This window comes from Streptomyces sp. NPDC005070 (genome assembly GCF_053600395.1).
The window spans coordinates 1-21,164 of sequence record NZ_JBSFZS010000037.1 but is presented as its reverse complement, the minus strand read 5'-3'; the positions used below and the strand labels follow the sequence as shown (position 1 = coordinate 21,164).

Here is a 21,164-nt window from a genome sequence, read left to right as displayed (position 1 = left end):
ATGTCCTTTCCTCTGCTGACAGCGACGGCGGCGCTCCCGGCCCTCGGGGCGATCGCCACGGCCGCCGTGCCGGCCGCGCGGCGCGTCGCCGCGAAATGGCTGGCGCTGCTCGTCTCCCTCGGCACGCTGGCGCTCGCCGCGGTCACCCTGGTGCGTTTCGACCCCGGCGGCGACCGCTACCAGCTCACCGAATCCCACTCCTGGATCCCGGACTTCGGGGTGAGCTACCAACTGGGCGTGGACGGCATCGGGGTGGCGCTCGTCGCGCTCACCGCGCTGCTGATGCCGTTCGTGATCCTGGCGGGCTGGCATGACGCCGACCCGATGGAGACCGGAAGCAGGCGCTGGCGTCCGACGCAGGGCTTCTTCGCGCTGATCCTGGCCGTCGAGGCGATGGTGATCATCTCCTTCGAGGCCACCGACGTCTTCCTCTTCTACATCTTCTTCGAAGCCATGCTGATCCCGATGTACTTCCTCATCGGCGGCTTCGGGGACCGGGCCCACGAGCACGGCGACGAGGCGGCGGCGACGCAGCGCTCGTACGCCGCGGTGAAGTTTCTCCTCTACAACCTGGTCGGCGGTCTGATCATGCTGGCCGCCGTGATCGGCCTGTACGTGGTCGCCGGAAGCTTCTCGCTCCAGGAGATCGTCCACGCACGGGCCGACGGCTCCCTGCACATGGCGACCAGCACCGAGCGGTGGCTCTTCCTCGGCTTCTTCTTCGCCTTCGCGGTGAAGGCGCCCCTGTGGCCGCTGCACACCTGGCTGCCCAATGCCATGGGTGAGGCCACCGCCCCGGTCGCCGTGCTGATCACCGCGGTCGTCGACAAGGTCGGCACCTTCGCGATGCTCCGCTTCTGCCTCCAGCTCTTCCCCGAGGCGAGCAAGTGGGCGACGCCCGCGATCCTCGTACTGGCGCTGATCAGCATCGTCTACGGGGCGCTGCTCGCGGTCGGGCAGCGGGACATCAAGCGGCTGGTCGCGTACGCCTCGATCTCCCACTTCGGGTTCATCATCCTGGGCATCTTCGCGATGACGAGCCAGGGCCAGTCGGGCGCGACGCTCTACATGGTCAACCACGGGATCTCGACCGCCGCCCTGATGCTGGTGGCCGGCTTCCTGATCTCGCGGCGCGGCTCGCGTCTCATCGCCGACTACGGAGGGGTGCAGAAGGTCGCCCCGGTGCTCGCGGGCACCTTCCTCATCGGCGGCCTCGCGACGCTGTCGCTCCCGGGTCTCGCGCCCTTCGTGAGTGAATTCCTGGTCCTGGTCGGCACGTTCACGCGCTATCCGGTGGCCGGCATCATCGCCACCTTCGGCATCGTCCTCGCCGCGCTCTACACCCTCGTCCTCTACCAGCGGACGATGACGGGCCCGGTGAAGGCCGAGGTGGCCCGGATGCCGGACCTCAGGGTGCGCGAGCTCCTGGTCGTCGCCCCGCTGATCGCTCTGCTGATCTTCCTGGGCGTCTATCCGAAGCCGCTCACCGACATCGTCAACCCGGCGGTCAAGCAGACCATGTCAGACGTACACAAGACGGACACCAAGCCCGAGGTGGAGGCGGCCAAGTGAGCGCATCAGTCGTCCACAGCCTGTGGACAACAGCGGCAACAGCGGCCGAGCCGATCTCCAAGATCGATGCACCGAAGATCGAATATGGGCAATTGTCGCCCACTTTGATCGTTCTCGGCGCGGCGGTCATCGGGGTTCTGGTCGAGGCCTTCGTGCCGCGCAAGTCCCGTTACTACGCACAGGTGTTCGTCGCCGTCGTGGCGCTGGCCGCGGCGTTCTCCGCGGTCGTCGCGCTCGCGGCGGGCGGATACGGCACGACCAAGGCGCACATCGCGGCGATGGGCGCGGTCGCGGTCGACGGACCGGCCCTGTTCCTCCAGGGCACGATCCTGCTCGCCGGAATCCTCGGCGTCTTCACGTTCGCCGAGCGGCGCCTCGACCCCGAGGCGCACGGGAACCGGGTCGACGCGTTCGCCGCGCAGGCCTCGGCGGTTCCCGGCAGCGACAGCGAGAAGGCCGCCGTGAAGGCCGGGTTCACCACCACCGAGGTGTTCCCGCTGCTGCTCTTCGCGATCAGCGGCATGCTCGTCTTCCCCTCGGCCAACGACCTGCTGACGCTGTTCATCGCTCTGGAGGTCTTCTCCCTGCCGCTCTACCTCCTGTGCGCCGTGGCCCGCCGCAAGCGGCTCATGTCGCAGGAGGCGGCGGTCAAGTACTTCCTGCTCGGCGCCTTCGCCTCCGCGTTCACGCTGTTCGGCATCGCCCTGCTGTACGGCTACGCGGGATCGGTGTCGTACGCGACGATCGCGCACGTCGTCGACGGAACGGTCACGAACGTCGACCCGGCACTCGCCGGCACCATGGGCAACGACGTGCTGCTGCTCATCGGCACCGCCCTGGTCGTCATGGGCCTGCTCTTCAAGGTCGGCGCGGTGCCGTTCCACATGTGGACGCCCGACGTCTACCAGGGCGCGCCGACCCCGGTCACCGGCTTCATGGCGGCCGCGACGAAGGTGGCGGCGTTCGGCGCGCTGCTGCGCCTGCTCTACGTCGTCCTGCCCGGCCTGCGCTGGGACTGGCGGCCGGTCATGTGGGCCGTGGCGATCGTCACGATGCTGGGCGGCGCGATCGTCGCGATCACCCAGACCGACATCAAGCGACTCCTGGCGTACTCGTCGATCGCGCACGCCGGATTCATCCTCGCGGGTGTCATCGCGACCTCGCCGGACGGAGTCTCGTCGGTCCTCTTCTACCTGGGCGCGTACTCCTTCGTGACGATCGGCGCCTTCGCCGTCGTGACGCTCGTGCGGGACGCGGGCGGAGAGGCCACGCACCTGTCCAAGTGGGCCGGTCTCGGGCGCAGGTCCCCGTTGGTGGCCGCGGTGTTCGCGATCTTCCTGCTGGCCTTCGCGGGTATCCCGCTCACTTCGGGGTTCGCCGGAAAGTTCGCCGTGTTCAAGGCGGCGGCCGAGGGCGGCGCGGGCGCGCTGGTCGTGGTCGGTGTGATCTCGTCGGCGATCGCGGCGTTCTTCTACATCCGCGTGATCGTGCTGATGTTCTTCAGCGAGCCGAAGCCCGAGGGGCCGACGGTCGCCGTGCCGTCGCCGCTGACCATGACGGCGATCGCCGCGGGTGTGGTGGTCACGCTGGTGCTCGGTGTGGCGCCGCAGTACTTCCTGAACCTGGCCGACCAGGCCGGGGTCTTCGTGCGCTGAGTGGTTCCTCACGCGGCTCGGGCCCCGCTCCCTTCGACGGAGCGGGGCCCGAGCCGTTCTCAGTGGGCGGCGTGGCCCGCGTGGGCCGTGCCCGCGGAACCGGTGTGCGCCCTGCCGGACGAGCCGTGGTGGGCGGTGGGCGTCTTGCCGTTGTGGGCCGTGTCCGTCTTGCCCGTGTGGGCCGAGTCCGTCATACCGGAGTGGGCCGTGTCCGTCTTGCCGGTGTGGGCCGGGGCGGCCGGGCACTTCACCCTGGGGTTCCAGCGGTCGAACAGTCCGTTCGGATTCTGCTTCCACAGCCAGACATGCAGGTCGTAGTGGATCGGCATACCGGGGTAGTGACCCGGCATCGGACCGTCGAACTTCTGCCCGCCGAACATCGACGGCCGGTCCTTGCTGGTCTTCATGTTCTGGTCGGAGTCCAGCACGATCCACTCGACCCCGGCCAGCCTGCGCTTTCCGTCCTTGCCGTCCTCGAAAAGCAGGGCCGAGGGCTTCCTGGGATCGAGTGAGCCGTAGCGGGACTCGTTGAAGTAGTGGTAGCCCATGCTGCCGTGCCCCGCGGGGTCCGAGGAGCACTGGCGGGGCACGTACCCGTCGGCGAGAGCGACCTTCTCGTCGAGGTACTTGACGCTCGCAAGGTATGCCTTGACCAGATCGTGCAAGGCCTTCGGGTCGACCGGGGGGTCCGCGGCCGGGGCGGGGCCCGCGGACAGGGCGAGCGACGCGGTGGCGGCTGTCACGAGGGTGATGACGGTCCTGAGGGGACGCTGGGGCATGCGAAGGCTCCTAGAGACACGAGAGAGGCGTACGGACTGCACGGGTCCGTCTGCTGCGGGCCCCCTCCTCCCGCCCGAGCAGCATGGCCCTCGGCCCCGAAGCGCCGCCATGCAAGCGGGGCCAACGGGTTGAACCCCGCAGGGGCGCGCCGTGCAGCAGAGTGAGACAGGACGGGCGCCGATACGTAGGGAAGCCGGTCCCTCGCAGCCTGTGGACAACTCTCGGACTGTCGGCGCGGACCCCTATCGTGGACGCAGTGGTCGAGGCGCGACGTACGGGGGACGGAACGATGGGTGGGACGGGTGTGATGACCGAAGCGGACGCGACGGAGACGCTGGGCGGGAGCGAGGCGCTGGCCGCCCTCCAGCGGGTCTTCGGGTACGACGCCTTCCGCGGCGAGCAGGAAGCGATCATCGAGCATGTGGTGGCGGGCGGTGACGCCGTCGTCCTGATGCCGACGGGTGGCGGCAAGTCTCTCTGCTACCAAATTCCTTCCCTGGTCAGACCGGGTACGGGCATTGTGGTCTCCCCGCTCATCGCGCTCATGCAGGACCAGGTGGACGCGTTGCGGGCGCTGGGCGTGCGCGCCGGGTTCATGAACTCCACGCAGGACTTCGACGAGCGCCGCGTGGTCGAGGCGGAGTTCCTGGCCGGCGAGCTCGATCTTCTCTACCTGGCTCCCGAGCGACTGCGTCTCGACGGCACGCTGGACCTGCTGTCCCGCGGGAAGATCTCCGTCTTCGCGATCGACGAGGCGCACTGCGTGGCCCAGTGGGGCCACGACTTCCGTCCCGACTATCTGGCGCTCTCGCTGCTCGGCGAACGCTGGCCGGATGTCCCGCGCATCGCGCTGACGGCCACCGCCACCCATGCGACGCACAAGGAGATCACCCAGCGGCTGGGCATGCCCGCGGCCCGCCACTTCGAGGCGAGCTTCGACCGGCCCAACATCCAGTACCGGATCGTTCCCAAGGCCGACCCGAAGAGGCAGTTGCTGTCCTTCCTGCGCGAGGAGCACGCGGGCGACGCGGGCATCGTGTACTGCCTCTCACGCAACTCCGTGGAGAAGACCGCCGAGTTCCTCTCCCGCAACGGCATCGAGGCGGTGCCCTACCACGCGGGCCTGGACTCGGGCACCCGAGCCGCGCACCAGTCCCGTTTCCTGCGGGAGGAGGGTCTCGTGGTCGTCGCCACGATCGCCTTCGGCATGGGCATCGACAAGCCGGACGTCCGGTTCGTCGCCCACCTCGACCTGCCGAAGTCCGTCGAGGGGTACTACCAGGAGACGGGCCGCGCAGGCCGTGACGGACTGCCCTCCACGGCCTGGATGGCGTACGGCCTTCAGGACGTCGTCCAGCAGCGCAAGATGATCCAGGGCTCGGAGGGCGACGAGGCGTTCAGACGCCGGGCCACCGCCCATTTGGACTCGATGCTCGCCCTGTGCGAGACGGCCCGGTGCCGGCGCTCCCAACTCCTCGCCTACTTCGGCCAGGACCCCGACACCCCGGCCTGCGGCAACTGCGACACCTGTCTGACACCCCCGGAGACCTGGGACGGCACGGTCGCGGCACAGAAGCTGCTGTCCACGGTGGTGCGCCTCCAGCGCGAGCGGGGACAGAAGTTCGGCGCCGGTCAGATCGTCGACATCCTGCTGGGGCGGAAGACCGCCAAGGTGATCCAGTTCGACCACGACCAACTGTCCGTGTTCGGCATCGGCGAGGAGCTGGCGGAGTCCGAATGGCGCGGTGTCGTACGGCAGTTGCTTTCCCAGGGGCTGATCGCGGTCGAGGGCGAGTACGGCACGCTGGTGCTGACCGAGGCGAGCGGGACCGTGCTGCGGCGCGAGCGGGACGTGCCGCTGCGCAAGGAGGCGCCGAAGCCGGCCGCGTCCCGGTCGTCGGCACCCAAGGGTGAGCGCAAGGCGAAGGCGGCGGCGGCCGAACTGCCCGCCGAGCTCGTGCCCGCCTTCGAGGCACTGCGTGCCTGGCGCGGCGAGCAGGCGCGTGAGCAGGGCGTCCCGGCGTACGTCATCTTCCACGACGCCACGCTGCGGGAGATCGCCACGGTGTGGCCCACCTCCGTGAAGGACCTGGGCGGTATCAGCGGGGTGGGCGAGAAGAAGCTGGCGACGTACGGCGAGGGCGTCATCGGGGTGCTCGTCTCGCTGGCCGGTGGTGCGCCGGCGTCGGGGGCCGGTGGTGCGCCCGCGATCCCGGGGGCCGGCGGCAGACCCGAGGCCGCATCGGTTCCGGCGGCCACGGCGGGACCGGACCCGGACTGGCCGGAGCTGGACCAGGAGCCGGAGCCCGAGGACTGGATGTAGCGGGCCCGACGCCGGACGACCGGGGACGAGGCGAGCGTCTGTCGGGCTTCACCGACTCCGCCGGGCCCCCGCCGAACGCGCAGGGCTTCACCGTGCAGGGCTTCACCGTGCAGGACTTCACGGTGCCGGGCCTCACCGTGTAGGGCCTCACCGTGCCGGGCTTCGCGGGGCGCGGTGGCCAGGATCCTGGCCACCGTGACACGGACCTCGTTCCCGCTGGAGGCCTCTCTCGGAGGGGTGTCCGGGAGGTCCCTCTTGGAGGTCCCTCCCAGACGCGTCTCCCGGATGTCTCTCCTGGAAGCGCGCCCCGGGACCCTCTCCAGGGGCCCCGAAGCTTCCCCGGAGACCTCTACGGGGAGACGGCCGGAGTGATGCGGCCCCGGACCTCGCCCAGGCCGACTCTGGTCCCGCCCGGACCCGGTGCCCAGGCCGTCAGCGTGACCTCGTCGCCGTCCTCGAGGAACGTCCGCTTGCCGTCGGGGAGTTCGAGGGTGTCGCGCCCGTTCCAGGTGAGTTCGAGCAGCGAGCCACGCTCGCCCTCGGTGGGGCCGCTGACGGTTCCGGAGCCGTAGAGGTCACCGGTGCGCAGGGAGGCACCGTTGACCGTCATGTGGGCCAGTTGCTGGGCGGCCGTCCAGTACATCGTGGAGAAGGGGGGTTCGGAGACGACGTGGCCGTTGATGGCCACGGAGATCCGGAGGTCGTAGCCGCCCGGTTCCTCGGAGGCGTCGTCGAGATAGGGGAGGAGGGGGTGCGTACGGACGGGCGGGGCCACCAGGGCGTCGTCGAGGGCGTCCAGCGGGGTGATCCATGCCGACACGGACGTGGCGAAGGACTTGCCGAGGAAGGGGCCGAGCGGGACGTACTCCCAGGCCTGGATGTCACGCGCCGACCAGTCGTTGAGCAGGCAGAGGCCGAAGACGTGGTCGCGGTAGTCGCCCAGGGGCACCGGCCGGCCCTGTTCCGAGGGGGTGCCGACCACGAAGCCGACCTCCGCCTCGATGTCCAGGCGGATCGAAGGGCCGAAGACCGGGGCGGCGTCCGCGGGAGCCTTGCGCTGGCCCGACGGGCGGACGACATCCGTGCCGGACACCACGACGGTGCCGGAGCGGCCGTGATAGCCGATCGGCAGGTGCTTCCAGTTCGGCGTGAGGGAGTCGGCGGCGTCGGGGCGGAAGATCTGGCCGACGTTCCGGGCGTGGTTCTCGGAGGCGTAGAAGTCCACGTAGTCCGCGACGGTGAACGGGAGGTGCAGCGTCACGTCGGAGAGCGGGTGGAAATGGGGAGCGAGGGTTTCCCGGTGGGCCGGGACGGTCACCCAGGCCGTCAGCGCGCGCCGGACATCGGACCAGGCGGTGGGGCCCGCGGCGAGCAACGGGTCGAGGGTCGGCTGCGCGAGCAACCCGGCGTAGGGGGAGCCGAGTGAGCGGGCTGCCGCACCCGCGTCGAGCACGTGGTCGCCGAGCCGTACGCCGACGCGCCGTTCGGCGTCGCCGGCCGGGTCGGTCAGGGAGAACACGCCGTACGGCAGGTTGTGCGGACCGAAGGGATCGCCCTCGGGGACATCGAAGGGGGGCATCGGTAGGTGCCTCGCTTTCGGATTCGTACTCGCCATGTGAGCCATGAGTTCCACGCGTTTGATGTGGTCGGAGCACACGTTACGGGGGAGTGTCCCCGCAGTGGCAGGGCCTAAAGAGTGCGCAATGCCTGAATTGGCCCGGTGTGGAACCGGCGGTTGGCGATCCGCGGCGTACGGAAGCGTGTACGGAAGCGCGATGCAGGGTGCCGAACCCGGCCCCGGACCGTGCTTGTCGGAGCCGCCGCCGCGCTCCTGCCTCGTTCGTGCCGCGTTGGCGCCCGCTCTTGTCCGCGGGTCCGCGCCCCCGCCCGCGACGGTCCACCGCCCCACGCTCCCGCCCACCGCCCCACGCTCCCACCCGCCGCTCCGCGCCCCGCCCGCGGCCGCCCGTGACTCCGCGCGGCTGCCGTGCACGGTCCCGGGGTGCGTTTCGCGCGAGAGGGAGTTCGCCTTGGCTCGCCCCAACAGAGATGGTGCGTAACGGACTTGGTGATGGACGATTTCCATGCCGGGCCGAGTTGGCCTTGGTGCAGGGGGTGTTGGGGAGTTGTGGGTGGTCCTGTGCGGGAAAGTGGGTGTGGGCGGAAGCGGAGCGTGGGTGATCCGAAGCGGTCGCAACGCGCTTACCACCGTGCGGTGAACGGCGTTGCTGACGGGATACCGGACGTCGTCCGGTTCAGGCCGGGCCGATGAGTCGTTCGATCCGTATTCTTCGGATCATGGCCGCTCCGACTGCATATTCACTCATCGCCACTGACCTGGACGGAACGCTGCTGCGCGGCGACGACACACTTTCCGACCGGTCACGGGCCGCGTTGGCGAAGGTGACCCAGGCAGGTGCCCGGCATCTCGTGGTCACGGGCCGTCCCGCACCGCGCGTGCGACCGCTTCTCGACGAACTCGGCGGCGAGGGGCTGGCGGTGTGCGGTCAGGGGGCGCAGCTCTACGACGCCGGCGCGGACCGCATGCTCTGGTCGGTGACCCTGGACAGGGAGTTGGCGGAGACGGCGCTCGGCAAGATCGAGGCGGAGGTCGGGCTGCTGTACGCGGCGGTCGACCAGGACGGCGTGGACGGGCTGACGCTCATCGAGCCGGGGTATGTCATGCCGCACCCGACCCTGCCCGCGGTGCGGGTGCCGCGTCGGGACGACCTCTGGGCGGAGCCGATCAGCAAGGTGCTGCTCCGTCACCCGTCGTTGTCCGACGACGAGTTGGCGTCGGCGGCGCGCGGAGTGGTCGGTTCGCTGGCGACGGTGACCATGTCCGGGCCCGGCACCGTCGAACTCCAGCCATGCGGGGTGACCAAGGCGACGGGCCTCGCTCTGGCCGCGGCGCATCTCGGGCTCACGCCGGGTGCGACGCTCGCCTTCGGTGACATGCCCAATGACATCCCGATGTTCGACTGGGCGGCCCGGGGTGTGGCGATGGCCAACGCCCACCCGGAACTGAAGGCGGTGGCCGACGAGGTCACCCTGTCGAACGAGGACGACGGGGTCGCGGTCGTCCTGGAGCGCCTCTTCGGCTTCTAGCGACGCCGACGCACCCGCCGACGGGCCGGAAGGCGCCGTCGGCGGGTGCGGGTGAAGCAGGTGGTGCGGGGGTGGGATCAGTAGGCGCCGTTGACGTTGTCGATGGAGCCGTACTTGTCGGCCGCGTAGTTGCAGGCCGCGGTGATGTTGGCGACCGGGTCGTAGATGTTCGACGACGTGCCGGCGACGTGGTACGCCTGGAACGTGGGGTCGATCACCTGGAGCAGGCCCTTGGAGGGGATGCCCGCGGCGGCGTTGGAGTCCCAGTTGTTGATGGCGTTGGGGTTGCCGGAGGACTCGCGTATCACGTTGCGGTGGATGCCGTCGTAGCTGCCCGGGATGCCGGCCTTGGCCATGACGTCCAGGGATTCCTTGATCCAGCCGTCGAGGTCGTTGGAGTACGTCTTGGCGGCGGCCTGGGTGACGGTGGTCGCCTTGGACTTGGCGACGGCGGCGGTCGCGTTCGCCGTGGTGCGGACGGTCGTCGACTTCAGCGTCTTCGTGCCGACGGTCAGCTTCAGGCCCGGACGGATCATCGCGGGGTTGTCGCCGATGACCGCGCGGTTCGCCGCGTACAGCTTCTTCCAGCCACCGCTCTTGGGGTACTTCTTCGCCACCTTGGACAGGGTGTCGCCGGCGACCACCTTGTAGGTGACGAGCTGCACGTTGGGGACCACCGCGGTGTGGGCGGTCTTGGCCGCCTGGGGGGCCTGCGCCGGGGTGGCGGCGCTGGCGCCGGTCGCGCTCACGAGGGGGAGGGCGAGGGCGATGCCACCCGTGCCGGCGGCGATCATGCCCCGGGTGATGACGTTGGTCTTCTTGCGGCGGTGCTTGGCTCGTACGGGCATGGCGAAATGTCCTCTCCGACGCCTGCGAGGTGAGCTGTCGGGTTCGGGCGGGAGATGCCCGGCCGCGCTCTGGGCGCGGCTTCACCCCAAGCCGTTCCGGGTGTGTCCGGACCGGCGGCTTACCTGTGGTTCCCCCGCTCCTGCCGTGCGTGGGTCGATGGGTTTCCGGGCGGCGGCAGGATTCGGCGATCCGCCCGGGGTCAACCAGAACGTATGCGAGAGCACATGTCCGAAACAAGACGAGATTTGACCGCGAAGATCGCTTTGGCCTGGTTAATGCGAGGGTGAAAAGTCCGATTGTGCCGGAATTGGATCCTCAACTTGCCTTTCGCAAACGGGTTGATCCATAAGGGGCGTCCATCGATGGCCCGGCGGGCCGGTGACCCAACTCACGAGACCAAAGAGCATTAAGGCACCATGAGGGGGTAATTCGGGCATTGCGCCTGCGTCGGCGGACGCTTTCGAGCCCCTCGGAAGGCGCCGAGCGGCCCCTGGCGCGACGGGAATTGTGGCGCGGGCCACATCGGCGAACGCGGCAGGTCCCGGGCGGGAGCGCCGGGCCGGAAGCGGGCCGAACCCCGGTGGGCGCGTGGCGAAGTGGACGTCCTGTCAGCAGAGTTCGGCGTGCGCACGCCCCACAGACGGTGAACTTCCTTGTTAGTAGGCTTAGTTGTTCGGCCTGGTCGGTCGGCCCGGTCGGCCCGGTCAGCCGGCCGTGCGGGGGATGCGCTTCTCCCAGGTCCGGTGGAAGACGACCTCGTCGCCGTTCTTGCAGACGAGTTCGTCGGTCGTGATGAAGTCCTGCGCGTCGCAGGCGATGGCGGAGACCGTCTCGACGCGGGCGTCCCACGGCAGCTCGGGCCGGTGCAGCCGGATCGACCAGACCGCGTGGGCGCGGGCGGACAGCGGGTCCGCCGCGTCGATCGTGTACGTCTCCCGGGCCTCCTCCGTGCATTCGAGACCGTCGGGGAACACCCGGGTCCCGACGCGCCCCGGGTCCACTTCCAGGCTCCAGGTCTCCGCGGCCACGTCGCGCAGGACCAGGCGCCGCGGGCGGGGCTCGTCCAGGGTCGCCGAGACGGTCACGCCGAGGGGTTCGGCCTCCTCCGGTTCCCCGAAGGTGATCGAGGGGTCCGACTCCGGTGCCCGTACCGGGAGTTCGAGGACGCTGCCGACCGGCTCCAGGGTGAAGCCGGTCTCCGAGCCCGGCTGGGGCCAGAGCCAGGGCCAGTACGTGGAGGAGACGCCCAGCCGGATGCGATGGCCCGCCGGGAACGCGTAGCCGATGGCGTTCAGGTCGAGGACCACGTGCTCCGTGGCGCCGGGTCGCCAGGGAACCGCCTGGTCGGGGCCCCGGCGCGCCGACAGGTTCAGAACACCCCGGGTGACGAGCGTGGACGCTCCGTCCGGGGCCACGTCGCACAGCCGGGCGATCACCTGGCCCCTGGGCGACGCGGACGTCAGCCGCAGATTGACCCGGGGGCGGCCCAGAACCCAGGTCTCCTCCGTCACCTCGAACTCGAAGCAGGCCGACCGGGCGTCCTCCTCCCGCTGGTCCGGCGGCAGGTCGGCGTCGTCGCCCGAGGGGAAGAGGCAGCCCGCGTCGACCCCCGTGTGCTGCGGGGACCGCACCGGCAGCGGGGCGCCCTGGAGCGCGTACGTGACCGGGGTCACCGAGGGTGAGGGCCAGGCCGGGTCGCCCACCCAGCGGCCGGGGATCCGCTCGTACGCGGTCGCCGGAGGGTGCGCGTCCATCACGTACGAGCGCAGAAGGGGGACGGAGTCCGTCTCCTCGTCGCGGAGCCAGTGGTCCCACCAGCGCAGCGTCTCCTGGAGGAAGCCGATCGCCGGTCCGGGCGGCAGGCCCCGGTCCGGGTACTGGCGGGACCAGGGGCCGATGAGACCTCGTACGCGATCCGGCGGCAGGTTCCGCACCAGGCGCAGCACCGTGTCGCGGTGCGGATCGTGCCAGCCGCCGACGGCGAGGACCGCCGCGCGGATGGCTCCGTACTCCTCGCGGACGCCGCCCTCGCGCCAGTACGCGTCCCGGGTCTGGTGGGCCAGCCAGGTGTGCGCGCGGGGGGTGACCGCCTCCAGTCGCTTCTCCCACATGTCCCGCCACATCCCCTCGCCCACGTGCGCGGGGTCCGGCGGGCGGGCGGCGAAGGCGAGCAGACGGGCCGACCGGGCGTGCGTGTCGACGGCGAGGACGGAACCTCCGGCGTGGTGCGCGTCGTTGTCATAGAGGTCGTCGGTCGAGCAGACCGTGACGACAGCCTTGAGCGGCTCGGGTGCGCGGGCCGCGACGCGGAGGGAGCTGAAGCCGCCCCACGACATCCCGAACATGCCGACCCGGCCGGTGCACCAGGGCTGGGCGGCCAGCCAGGAGACCACCTCCACCCCGTCGTCCGGCTCGGTCCCCGCCCGCTCGTCCCCCGGCACGCCCTCCGAATTGCCGTGCCCGCGCGCGTCCACGCGGACGGAGGCGTAGCCGTGCCCGGCGTACCAGGGGTGGCGCTGCTGGTCGCGTGGGGCCGACCAGTCGCTCAGGCGGTACGGGGCGTACTCCAGGAGCGCCGGTACCGGCTCCTCGGTCAGCGGCCGCCAGATCCGGGCGTACAGACGGGTGCCGTCCGGGAGAGGGACGAGGACGTCCTCGTGAGTGGTCTCGTAAGGGAAGGACGTACGGATGTGCATGAGCGTCACCTCAGTGGACGGAATGCGTCGTGCGGCACGGCCGGAAGAGCGGGGATCGTCGGGTCCCGGCCGTACACGGGCCGGGCACGGCTGTGGGACACGGTGGCCTCTTCCGGGTGCTTCGCAGCATGTCGTCGCAAGTCGGTTCACATCGTCTGATCATGAACATACCGCCGGTGATCGGGTGGCGCCCGTGAGCCGGGGTACCCGTCGTTGGGGCACGCAGGTGCTTCCCGTGTGCCTTCCGGGTGTACTCCCGCATACCTCCTGGCGGAGCGAAGTGGGCCGGGGGACGGTGGGCGCTCGCGGTGATCGAAACGTGACCGGATACGCTGACTTGAGTGATGGCAGCGACACATCGACAAACCGTGTCATCGACCGATTGATCGACCGAGTTCGCCATGTGATCGTCAGCAGACAGGAGAACCTCTCGTGACCGTCGTCGGGCCGTTCGGGCTGAGCGTGCGGGACCAGGCTCTCGAAGCCGATGTCCAGGCCGGATTGGCGGCTGTCGAGGAGGGTTTGCTCGAAGCCACCAAGAGCGAGGTCCCGTTCATCACGGAAGCCGCCCAGCACCTCGTGCGGGCCGGCGGGAAGCGGTTCAGGCCGCTGCTCGTGATGCTCGCCGCGCAGTTCGGCGACCCCTACGCGCCGGGTGTCGTGCCCTCGGCCGTTGTCGTCGAGCTGACCCACCTCGCCACGCTGTACCACGACGACGTGATGGACGAGGCCGAGGTCCGGCGCGGGGTGGACAGCGCCAACGTGCGCTGGGGCAACTCGCTGGCCGTCCTCACGGGTGACTTCCTCTTCGCCCGCGCCTCGTACATCCTGGCCGACCTCGGGCCCGAGGCGGTCCGGATCCAGGCCGAGGCGTTCGAGCGGCTGGTGACCGGACAGATCCTGGAGACGGCGGGACCGCGCGACGGCCGCGATCCGGTCGACCACTATCTCGATGTGCTCGGCGGCAAGACCGGGTCGCTGGTCGCGGTCGCGTGCCGGTTCGGCGCGATGATGTCGGGCGCCGACGAGACCGTCGTGGACGTGCTCACGCAGTACGGCGAGCGCCTCGGCGTCGCCTTCCAGCTCGCGGACGACGTCCTCGACATCGCCTCCGACTCGCACGAGTCCGGCAAGACGCCGGGGACGGACCTGCGCGAGGGCATCGCCACGCTGCCGGTGCTGCGGCTGCGCGAGCGCGCCGAGCGGCTGGGCCTCGCCGAGGACATCGCACTGTGCGAGCTGCTCGAATCCGACCTGACGGACGACGCGCGGCACGCCGAGGCGCTGGCCCGGCTGCGGGAGCACCCCGCGCTGGAGCAGGCGCGCCGGGACACCGTGCGGTACGCGGAGGAGGCGCGCGCCGCGCTGGCCCCGCTGCGCGAGTGCGACGCGAAGGCCGCGCTGGTCGAGCTGGTGGACGCGGTGGTGCACCGGGCCGGCTGAGCCGACGCGGGGGTCACCGGTTCACCCGCTACGGGCCGGCCGGGAATCCGACGCGGAGGTCACCGGTCGCGAGCCGTTCGGGAAGCCGACGCGCGAGTCACCGGTCATGGGCCGGTCGGGATGACCGGCCCATGCCAGAGGTGCCCCCGGAAGGGGGACTTCAGTAGCCCCCGCCGCTTCCCGTGCTCGTCGCGACCGGCGTGGTGATCTTCGCTCCGCTGGGCGTGACGGCCCACCACGTTCCGTCCACTCCCTGGCCGTACGGCTCCTTCGGCTCGTCGTCCTTGGCGTACCGGTACAGGGGCCAGCCGGCGAGGGTGATCTGGGTGGTGCCGTCGTTGCGCTTCACCGTGGAGACCAGGCTCTTGTCGATGCCCTTCGTCGTCACCGCGCTCTTGGCCGTGGTCGTGGCCGCGGGCCAGAGGGCGGCGCAGGTGTCGTAACAACTGACCCTGGTCGGGTTCGCCGAGTCCGTGTCGAAGCGGTACAGGACGTACCCCTTGCCGTCGGTCACGACCGTGCCCAGTTTCGCGACCTTGGCGGTGGTCAGCGTCGACGTCGCCGATCCTGTCGTGCCGTTCTGCGTCGAGCCGCCGCTCTGCGCGGAGCCGCTCTTCTGCGGGGTGCTGGTCCCGCTGTCGCTGCCGCCGCCTCCCCCTCCGCATCCGGCGAGCGCGAGCGCCAGGACGGCGGCGCCCGTAGCGGCGTATCCCGTGACATGCCTGATGGCAACCATGGCGATCCCTCGATCCTGTGAGCCCGGAGTGCTGGGCGCTCCGGCTGCTGCCACCCGTACGTACGGATTCGAGCCGATTTTTGCTCGAATGGTCGCCATATTTGACTGCTTCTGGGTGATGTGGAGTGATGTGACCGGTGCCACAGGGTGAGGGTGAGTCCGGGCCGAACCGGGTCCGTAATCCTCCGCAGAAGCTGACGCAGGGGGCGTCGGCCGGGTTACGGGGAGAAAACGGAATCATGGGATCGAACGCCATGTCCACGACGCGTCGCCAGAGCCTGATCCTGACCGGCGTCGCGGTGGCCGCCGCGGCCGGAGTCGCCGCCGCCGTCGTCCCGGCGGCCGCCGCCGACCACGGCGCGCACGCCGGGAGCACGAGCCGGAGCGGCGGCGCGCACCACGCCGGGCGCGACGCGCGGACGGTCGTGACCAGCCACGCGGTCATGGGCGGCAGCGGCGGCACCGTCCTCGCCGCGAGCCTGCGCGGCGCCGCCGAAGTGCCCGTCGAGGGCGGCCCCGCCGTCGGCGACCCGGACGGCGCGGCGCTGGAGTTCATCAAGGTCGAGGGCGACAAGGTGTCCGTCGCCGTGAAATGGCGCGGTACCGGCAGGCCCACACTGCTCCACATCCACCAGGGCGCGAAGGGAGCGAACGGCGACGTCAAGATCGACTTCACCGGACTGCTCGGCCGGATCAAGGGCCACAGCGCTGTCGGAACCGTCAAGGTCGAGGACACGGCCCTGCTCGACACGCTGAAGACCGATCCCGGTTCGTTCTACGCCAACCTGCACACCACGAAGTTCCCGGGCGGGGCCGTCCGCGGACAGCTCCACAAGGTGACGGGCGCCTTCGACTTCCGCAACGCCCTGCACAACTTCCAGGCGTCCGTGGTCGAGGGCGAGCAGATCTACGAGTGCAAGCCGGCCGACGGCGGCGGCTACGCCTTCGCCCAGCGCGATGTCTCCGCACGGCTCGGCGGCCACATCGCTCACTCGTTCGTGAAGCCCAACTCCGGTACTCCGCAGTGGATCGCGCCCGACCGCAGTGCCGTCACCGGCGCGCTGATCGCGAAGACCCCGAACGGCGCAACGAACATCCCCGAGCTCGATCTCAGGGCCACGCAGTCCGGCAGGGACCATGGTCTGCTGGCCGGCACGCAGGAGGTCCTGCGCCTGAACACGGTGGGCGGTGTCGCCCCGGCGGGCTCGTGCACGCCGGGCGCGATCGTGGGTGTTCCCTACCGCGCCGACTACGTGTTCGTGCAGAGCTGAGCCGAGCCGCCGGGCCGCCGGGCCGGCGGGACACCGGCCGAGGCGACGCCAGGGCGGCGTTTCCCCCGCGAGCGACCCCTACGGGTCCGGGGGAGGCGCCGCCCTTTCACGTCATACCGCAGGACTACGCGGAGTTGAGCCCGCGGGTTGACGCGTTCATCCGGCGTATTTGGTCAGATGGAGAACACCACTCCTCACCGGTCCGGGTGAGAATGGCGGCTTGGGAGTGGAGCGGAAACGAGGGCAGGGCCGCCGCCGACGACGGAGGTAAGGCACACATGGCACCGTACGAATCCGACGACAGCGCGAGGGCCGAGGAGGCCGACGACAGGCTCGCCGGGCGACGCAAGGCCGCTCGGTACGTCGTTCCGGTCGCGGTGGTGGGGGTGGCGGCGGCGACGATCGGACTCGTCCCGGCGCTCGCCGACTCCGGAGACCCCGACCTGCCGAAGGTCACCGCGCAGCAACTCATCGAGAAGATCGCCCAGTCGGACGTCGAGCAACTGTCCGGCACCGTCAAGATCAGCACAGATCTGGGGCTGCCCGACCTGGGCGGTCTGGAGAGCGGCCTGCTGTCCGGCGCGGCCGGAGGGCGCGACGGTTCCTCCGCCGACCCGCAGTCCAAGCTCCTCGAACTGGCCTCGGGCACGCACACCCTGCGTGTCGCGGCCGACGGCCCGGACAGGGGCAAGGTCTCCCTGCTGGACGCCGCCGCCGAGTACAGCGTCATCCACAACGGCAAGGACGTGTGGGGGTACGACAGCAAGTCGAACGAGGTCTTCCACTCGACGTCCGCCGAGTCCGGGCACGCCGACGAGGGCGCCAAGGGCAAGGCGCCGCGGGATGTCCCGGCCACCCCGAAGGACTTCGCCGACGAGGTCCTCAAGTCCGTGGACGACACGACCTCCGTGACCGTCGACGGCACCGCCCACGTCGCCGGCCGCGACGCCTACAAGCTGGTCGTCAAGCCCCGGCAGTCCGGCACCACGGTCGGCGCGATCAGTATCGCGGTGGACGCGAAGACAGGGCTGCCGCTGAAGTTCACACTGACCCCGGCGAGCGGTGGCGCGGCCGTCGTGGACGCGGGCTTCACCCAGGTCGACTTCTCCCGGCCGGCCGCGTCGACGTTCGCCTTCACGCCGCCGAAGGGCGCGAAGGTCACCGAGGGCGACGACCTGAAGGGCGCGAAGGGCGGCGAGTCGAAGGGCGGCGGACCGAAGGACTTCGAGAAGGTGCTGCCGAAGGGACACGAGGACACGGCCGACGGGCTCGGCGGTTCGAAGACCATCGGCGAGGGCTGGAACACGATCCTCGTCCTCGACACCGGTGGCGAGGGCATGCCGTCCGGCGCGTCCGGCTCGACCGGCAACAGCGACGTCGACGGGTTCCTGAACTCCCTCGGCGACCACGTCAAGGGCAAGTTCGGCTCGGGCACGGTCTTCTCGACCCGCCTGGTCAACGCGTTGATCACGGACGACGGCACGGTGTACGCCGGGGCCGTCACCAAGGCCGCGCTGGTGAAGGCGGCCGACGCGGCCCAGTAGGACAACCAGGCGAACCGAACCGAGGGAGCCCATGGAGGAGCTGTCCGCCGACGAGCCCGATCCGGCGCGCGCCGCGGGCGCCGACGTCCCCGCGGGGCGGACGGCGAGAGCGGGCACGGAGCCGGCCCGGGACCCGGGAGGTTTCGGCGCCGCGCCCGCGAGGGCTCCGGGCGACGCGGTCGCCGCGTCGCCCGCCGTGACCGCACGGCGGGCCGGAGAGGCCGGTGCCGCGTCCGCCGAGGGCGCGGTGATCGCCACCCGCGCGCTGAGCAAGCGGTACCGCGGCGGACAGCTCGCCGTCGACGGCCTGGACCTCACCGTCCCGGCGGGCAGCGTCTTCGGCTTCCTCGGCCCGAACGGCTCGGGCAAGACCACGACCATCCGCATGCTGATGGGCCTGATCGAGCCGACCTCGGGCACGGCGAGCGTGCTGGGGCGGCCCATGCCCCGGTCCGCGCGCGACGTGCTCCCGCACGTCGGGGCGCTGATCGAGGGCCCCGCCCTGTACGGCTTCCTCTCCGGGCGGGACAACCTCCTCCGGTACGACGCCGCGGACCCGACCGCCGATCCCCGCACCCGGCGGACACGCGTCGGGACCGCGCTGGACCGGGTCGGACTGACCGCGGCGGCGGGAAAGAAGGCGAAGGCCTATTCCTTGGGGATGAAGCAGCGGCTCGGACTCGCGGCCGCGCTGCTCCAGCCCCGTCGGCTGCTCGTCCTGGACGAGCCGACCAATGGTCTCGACCCCCAGGGCATGCGCGAGATCCGTGCGCTCGTCCGGGAGCTGGCCTCCGACGGCACGACCGTCTTCCTCTCCTCGCACCTCCTCGACGAGATCGAGCAGGTCTGCACCCACGCGGCCGTGATGGCCCAGGGACGGCTGATCGTCCAAGGCCCGGTGGCGGACCTTGCGGCCGGTGCCCGGGGCCGGCTGGTGGTGACCACCCCGGACACCGGGGACGCGGCGCGGATCCTCAAGGAGCAGGGCGTCACGGATCTCGTCGTGACCGAGACGGGAGTGACGGCGGAGCCGCCCGCTGGTGAACTGGCCGAACTGAACGCCGCGTTGGTGACGGCGGGCGTCCGGGTCCGCGGCTTCGGAGTGGAACGGGCCTCGCTGGAGGACGCGTTCGTGGCGCTGACCGGGGAGGGTTTCGATGTCGCGGGCTGAGAGTCTGCCGAAGCGGGACGCGGAAAGGCCGCCGGAGGCGCGCACAGAAGGAAGCGCATCCCCGTCGGCGAAGCCAGGAGACAACGGAGCGGCGGCGGCCGGTACGCCAACGCCCACAGGAGCGACAGCGAAACCCGGAACCACCCGCCGACCCCGCCCCCTCTGGACCCTCGGACTCTTCCGCGACGAACTCGTCACCACGTTCCGCCGCTGGCGCACGATCGCGCTGCTCGGGGTGCTCGCGGCCGTGCCGATCCTCATCGGCGTGGCCGTCAGGGTCGAGACCGGAGACGGCTCGACCGCGGGTGGCGGCGGCGAGGGCCCCGCGTTCATCGCGCAGATCACCAACAACGGCCTGTTCCTGGTGTTCACCGGGCTCGCCGCGACGCTGCCGTTCTTCCTGCCGATGGCGATCGGCGTCATCGCGGGCGACGCGATCGCGGGCGAGGCCAACGCCGGGACCCTGCGCTATCTCCTCGTCGCGCCCGCGGGCCGAGCGCGGCTGCTGCTCACGAAGTACGCGACGACGATGACGTTCTGCCTGGTGGCGACGCTGGTGGTGGCGGTCTCGGCGTTCGCGGTGGGTGCCCTGCTGTTCCCGCTGGGCGACCTGACCACGATCTCCGGGACCCGCATCGGATTCGCCGAGGGGCTCGGCAGAGCGCTGCTCATCGCCCTGGTCGTGGCCGCGTCACTGACCGGTGTCGCCGCGCTCGGCCTGTTCGTCTCCACCCTCACCAACAGCGGCATCGCGGCCATGGCGACGACGGTCGGCCTCCTGATCACCGTCCAGATCCTCGACCAGATCCCCCAGCTCCACGCGCTCCAGCCGTACTTCTTCTCCCACTACTGGCTGTCCTTCGCCGACCTCATGCGCGACCCCGTCTACTGGGACGACCTGGTCCGCGACCTCGGCCTCCAGAGCCTGTACGTCGCCGTGTTCGGGTCGGCCGCGTGGGCGCGCTTCACGACGAAGGACATCACCGCCTGAGCGCGCGCGTCACCCCTCGTATGGGAAACGCGCGAGCGGTGCCTCCTGGGCGAAGAAGGTCTTCGCGCGGGTCAGCGCCGCGGTGTCGTTCAGCACGTCGCCGCGCCGGCTGCCGTTGCCGAGCAGGACTCCGCCGAAGCGCATCCCCATGTACGCCGCTGTGTGGTTCAGCGTGCCGATCAGCGGGTCGGCGACCTCCGGCTCCTCGTGCGCGAGCGCGGTGACGCCCCAAAGGGTGCGGCCGGCCAGGGTGGCCTTGAAGTCGACGCCGGGCGTACGGAGCCAGCCGGACCAGTAGTCCAGGTAGCGCTTGGTCTGGCCGGACACCGAGTACCAGTACAGCGGGGAGGCGATCACGATGTCCGTGGCGGCGAGGGTGGCGTCGAGCAGGGTGCCCTCCGTGCCCGAGGCGGGCGGGCGTACGTGGTCGCCGTCCCGGCGCAGGTCCGTGAAGTCGGGGAGCGGGTGCTCCGCCAGGGTCAGCCAGCGTTGCTCGACGTCGGCGGGGAGTTGTTCGGCTGCCCTGCGGGCCAGGGTCTCGGTGTTGCCGTCGGGGCGGCTGCTGCCGAGCACGAACAGGAATCGGCGGGTCATGGTTTCCCCCTGAGATGCGTCGGCCTCTATCACTTGCGTGAACAATATATGCATACGCATCTACCGTCCAGGCCCGGGTCCCGTGGGTCGGCTCACCCCAGGTTGTCTCGCCCCCTCCGCCCCTACCCTTCCCGTCCCGGGGCTCCGCCCCGGACCCCGCTCCTCAAACGCCGGAGGGGCTGAAATTTTCCCCGGCCGGGGCAGAACATCGCACCGGCGGACGGCGGACGACAGCCGGGATCCGGCGGCAGGCGTCAGGCGGCAGCCGGGATCCGGCCGCAGGGGGCAGGGGGCACCACGCCACACCCGCAGTCGGCGACGCGCCGTCGGGGCCGTGCCGGTACATCGATGCCCGTCGCCACCGACGCCCACCCCTCACCCAACGGCGACGGGCTGATGCACCGGCACGGCCCCGACCCACCCACCGGAGC

The 21,164-nt window shown here is 70.7% G+C and carries 15 protein-coding genes and 1 riboswitch; of the genes, 9 read left to right on the top strand and 6 right to left on the bottom strand.

Going from position 1 to position 21,164, the window contains the following annotated elements:
* Entirely contained in the window at positions 1–1,572 is a 1,572-nt protein-coding gene (locus ACWEBX_RS15020; protein ID WP_451885280.1) for an NADH-quinone oxidoreductase subunit M, read from the top strand.
* A complete protein-coding gene (gene nuoN / locus ACWEBX_RS15015; protein WP_451885279.1) occupies positions 1,569–3,227 on the top strand; it encodes an NADH-quinone oxidoreductase subunit NuoN in 1,659 nt (552 codons plus the stop codon). The genes ACWEBX_RS15020 and nuoN overlap by 4 nt, the downstream gene beginning before the upstream one ends.
* A gap of 59 nt (positions 3,228–3,286) precedes the next feature.
* On the opposite strand, the gene ACWEBX_RS15010 is transcribed toward nuoN, so the two are convergent.
* Positions 3,287–4,006 (bottom strand): hypothetical protein, encoded by a 720-nt coding sequence (locus ACWEBX_RS15010; protein WP_451885278.1) that lies wholly within the window; start codon positions 4,004–4,006, stop codon positions 3,287–3,289.
* 290 nt (positions 4,007–4,296) lie between these two features.
* Here ACWEBX_RS15010 and recQ point away from each other — a divergent pair, with 290 nt between their 5' ends.
* Complete coding sequence (gene recQ / locus ACWEBX_RS15005) at positions 4,297–6,330, top strand: DNA helicase RecQ (protein WP_451885312.1); 2,034 nt, start codon at positions 4,297–4,299, stop codon at positions 6,328–6,330.
* Positions 6,331–6,679: 349 nt separating this feature from the next.
* Here recQ and fahA read toward each other — a convergent pair whose 3' ends face one another.
* Positions 6,680–7,909 (bottom strand): fumarylacetoacetase, encoded by a 1,230-nt coding sequence (fahA, locus tag ACWEBX_RS15000; RefSeq protein ID WP_451885277.1) that lies wholly within the window; start codon positions 7,907–7,909, stop codon positions 6,680–6,682.
* A gap of 719 nt (positions 7,910–8,628) precedes the next feature.
* Here fahA and ACWEBX_RS14995 point away from each other — a divergent pair.
* A complete protein-coding gene (locus ACWEBX_RS14995; protein ID WP_451885276.1) occupies positions 8,629–9,438 on the top strand; it encodes an HAD family hydrolase in 810 nt (269 codons plus the stop codon).
* Between the two features lie 77 nt (positions 9,439–9,515).
* Here ACWEBX_RS14995 and ACWEBX_RS14990 read toward each other — a convergent pair whose 3' ends face one another.
* Together ACWEBX_RS14990 and ACWEBX_RS14985 are read right to left on the bottom strand one after the other, a co-directional pair.
* Positions 9,516–10,286 carry a transglycosylase SLT domain-containing protein gene (locus ACWEBX_RS14990; RefSeq protein WP_451885275.1) on the bottom strand — a complete coding sequence of 257 codons (771 nt, stop codon included), beginning with the start codon at positions 10,284–10,286 and terminating at the stop codon, positions 9,516–9,518.
* Positions 10,287–10,290: 4 nt separating this feature from the next.
* Positions 10,291–10,452: riboswitch (cyclic di-AMP (ydaO/yuaA leader) on the bottom strand.
* 539 nt (positions 10,453–10,991) lie between these two features.
* Positions 10,992–12,983: a CocE/NonD family hydrolase gene (locus tag ACWEBX_RS14985; RefSeq protein ID WP_451885274.1), complete on the bottom strand. Its 1,992-nt coding sequence runs from the start codon at positions 12,981–12,983 to the stop codon at positions 10,992–10,994.
* A 432-nt stretch (positions 12,984–13,415) separates the two neighbouring features.
* Here ACWEBX_RS14985 and ACWEBX_RS14980 point away from each other — a divergent pair, with 432 nt between their 5' ends.
* Positions 13,416–14,426, top strand: a complete 1,011-nt coding sequence (locus tag ACWEBX_RS14980; RefSeq protein ID WP_355761912.1) for a polyprenyl synthetase family protein — start codon at positions 13,416–13,418, stop codon at positions 14,424–14,426.
* A gap of 160 nt (positions 14,427–14,586) precedes the next feature.
* On the opposite strand, the gene ACWEBX_RS14975 is transcribed toward ACWEBX_RS14980, so the two are convergent.
* Positions 14,587–15,162: a COG4315 family predicted lipoprotein gene (locus ACWEBX_RS14975; protein ID WP_451885273.1), complete on the bottom strand. Its 576-nt coding sequence runs from the start codon at positions 15,160–15,162 to the stop codon at positions 14,587–14,589.
* Positions 15,163–15,416: 254 nt separating this feature from the next.
* Here ACWEBX_RS14975 and ACWEBX_RS14970 point away from each other — a divergent pair, with 254 nt between their 5' ends.
* From ACWEBX_RS14970 to ACWEBX_RS14955, 4 genes are all read left to right on the top strand, one after another.
* The gene (locus tag ACWEBX_RS14970) at positions 15,417–16,433 is read left to right on the top strand and encodes a CHRD domain-containing protein (protein WP_451885272.1); all 1,017 of its coding nucleotides are present in this window, start codon (positions 15,417–15,419) and stop codon (positions 16,431–16,433) included.
* Between the two features lie 278 nt (positions 16,434–16,711).
* Positions 16,712–17,977, top strand: a complete 1,266-nt coding sequence (locus ACWEBX_RS14965) for a LolA family protein (RefSeq protein WP_451885271.1) — start codon at positions 16,712–16,714, stop codon at positions 17,975–17,977.
* 31 nt (positions 17,978–18,008) lie between these two features.
* A complete protein-coding gene (locus ACWEBX_RS14960) occupies positions 18,009–19,148 on the top strand; it encodes an ABC transporter ATP-binding protein (RefSeq protein ID WP_451885270.1) in 1,140 nt (379 codons plus the stop codon).
* The gene (locus ACWEBX_RS14955; protein ID WP_451885269.1) at positions 19,135–20,139 is read left to right on the top strand and encodes an ABC transporter permease; all 1,005 of its coding nucleotides are present in this window, start codon (positions 19,135–19,137) and stop codon (positions 20,137–20,139) included. The genes ACWEBX_RS14960 and ACWEBX_RS14955 overlap by 14 nt, the downstream gene beginning before the upstream one ends.
* 9 nt (positions 20,140–20,148) lie before the next feature.
* Here ACWEBX_RS14955 and ACWEBX_RS14950 read toward each other — a convergent pair whose 3' ends face one another.
* Positions 20,149–20,733, bottom strand: coding sequence for a flavodoxin family protein (locus ACWEBX_RS14950; RefSeq protein WP_451885268.1), 585 nt, complete (start codon positions 20,731–20,733; stop codon positions 20,149–20,151).
* Positions 20,734–21,164: the final 431 nt, after the last annotated feature.

Excerpts from the sequence above, each read along its gene's own strand:
- ACWEBX_RS14985 (WP_451885274.1), bottom strand. The coding sequence starts at position 12,983 with ATGCACATCCGTACGTCCTTCCCTTACGAGACCACTCACGAGGACGTC.
- ACWEBX_RS14970 (WP_451885272.1), top strand. The coding sequence starts at position 15,417 with ATGTCCACGACGCGTCGCCAGAGCCTGATCCTGACCGGCGTCGCGGTG.
- fahA (WP_451885277.1), bottom strand. The coding sequence starts at position 7,909 with ATGCCCCCCTTCGATGTCCCCGAGGGCGATCCCTTCGGTCCGCACAAC.
- ACWEBX_RS14950 (WP_451885268.1), bottom strand. The coding sequence starts at position 20,733 with ATGACCCGCCGATTCCTGTTCGTGCTCGGCAGCAGCCGCCCCGACGGC.
- ACWEBX_RS14960 (WP_451885270.1), top strand. The coding sequence starts at position 18,009 with ATGGAGGAGCTGTCCGCCGACGAGCCCGATCCGGCGCGCGCCGCGGGC.
- recQ (WP_451885312.1), top strand. The coding sequence starts at position 4,297 with ATGGGTGGGACGGGTGTGATGACCGAAGCGGACGCGACGGAGACGCTG.
- ACWEBX_RS14965 (WP_451885271.1), top strand. The coding sequence starts at position 16,712 with ATGGCACCGTACGAATCCGACGACAGCGCGAGGGCCGAGGAGGCCGAC.
- ACWEBX_RS15020 (WP_451885280.1), top strand. The coding sequence starts at position 1 with ATGTCCTTTCCTCTGCTGACAGCGACGGCGGCGCTCCCGGCCCTCGGG.
- ACWEBX_RS15010 (WP_451885278.1), bottom strand. The coding sequence starts at position 4,006 with ATGCCCCAGCGTCCCCTCAGGACCGTCATCACCCTCGTGACAGCCGCC.
- ACWEBX_RS14955 (WP_451885269.1), top strand. The coding sequence starts at position 19,135 with ATGTCGCGGGCTGAGAGTCTGCCGAAGCGGGACGCGGAAAGGCCGCCG.
- ACWEBX_RS14995 (WP_451885276.1), top strand. The coding sequence starts at position 8,629 with ATGGCCGCTCCGACTGCATATTCACTCATCGCCACTGACCTGGACGGA.
- ACWEBX_RS14990 (WP_451885275.1), bottom strand. The coding sequence starts at position 10,286 with ATGCCCGTACGAGCCAAGCACCGCCGCAAGAAGACCAACGTCATCACC.
- ACWEBX_RS14975 (WP_451885273.1), bottom strand. The coding sequence starts at position 15,162 with ATGGTTGCCATCAGGCATGTCACGGGATACGCCGCTACGGGCGCCGCC.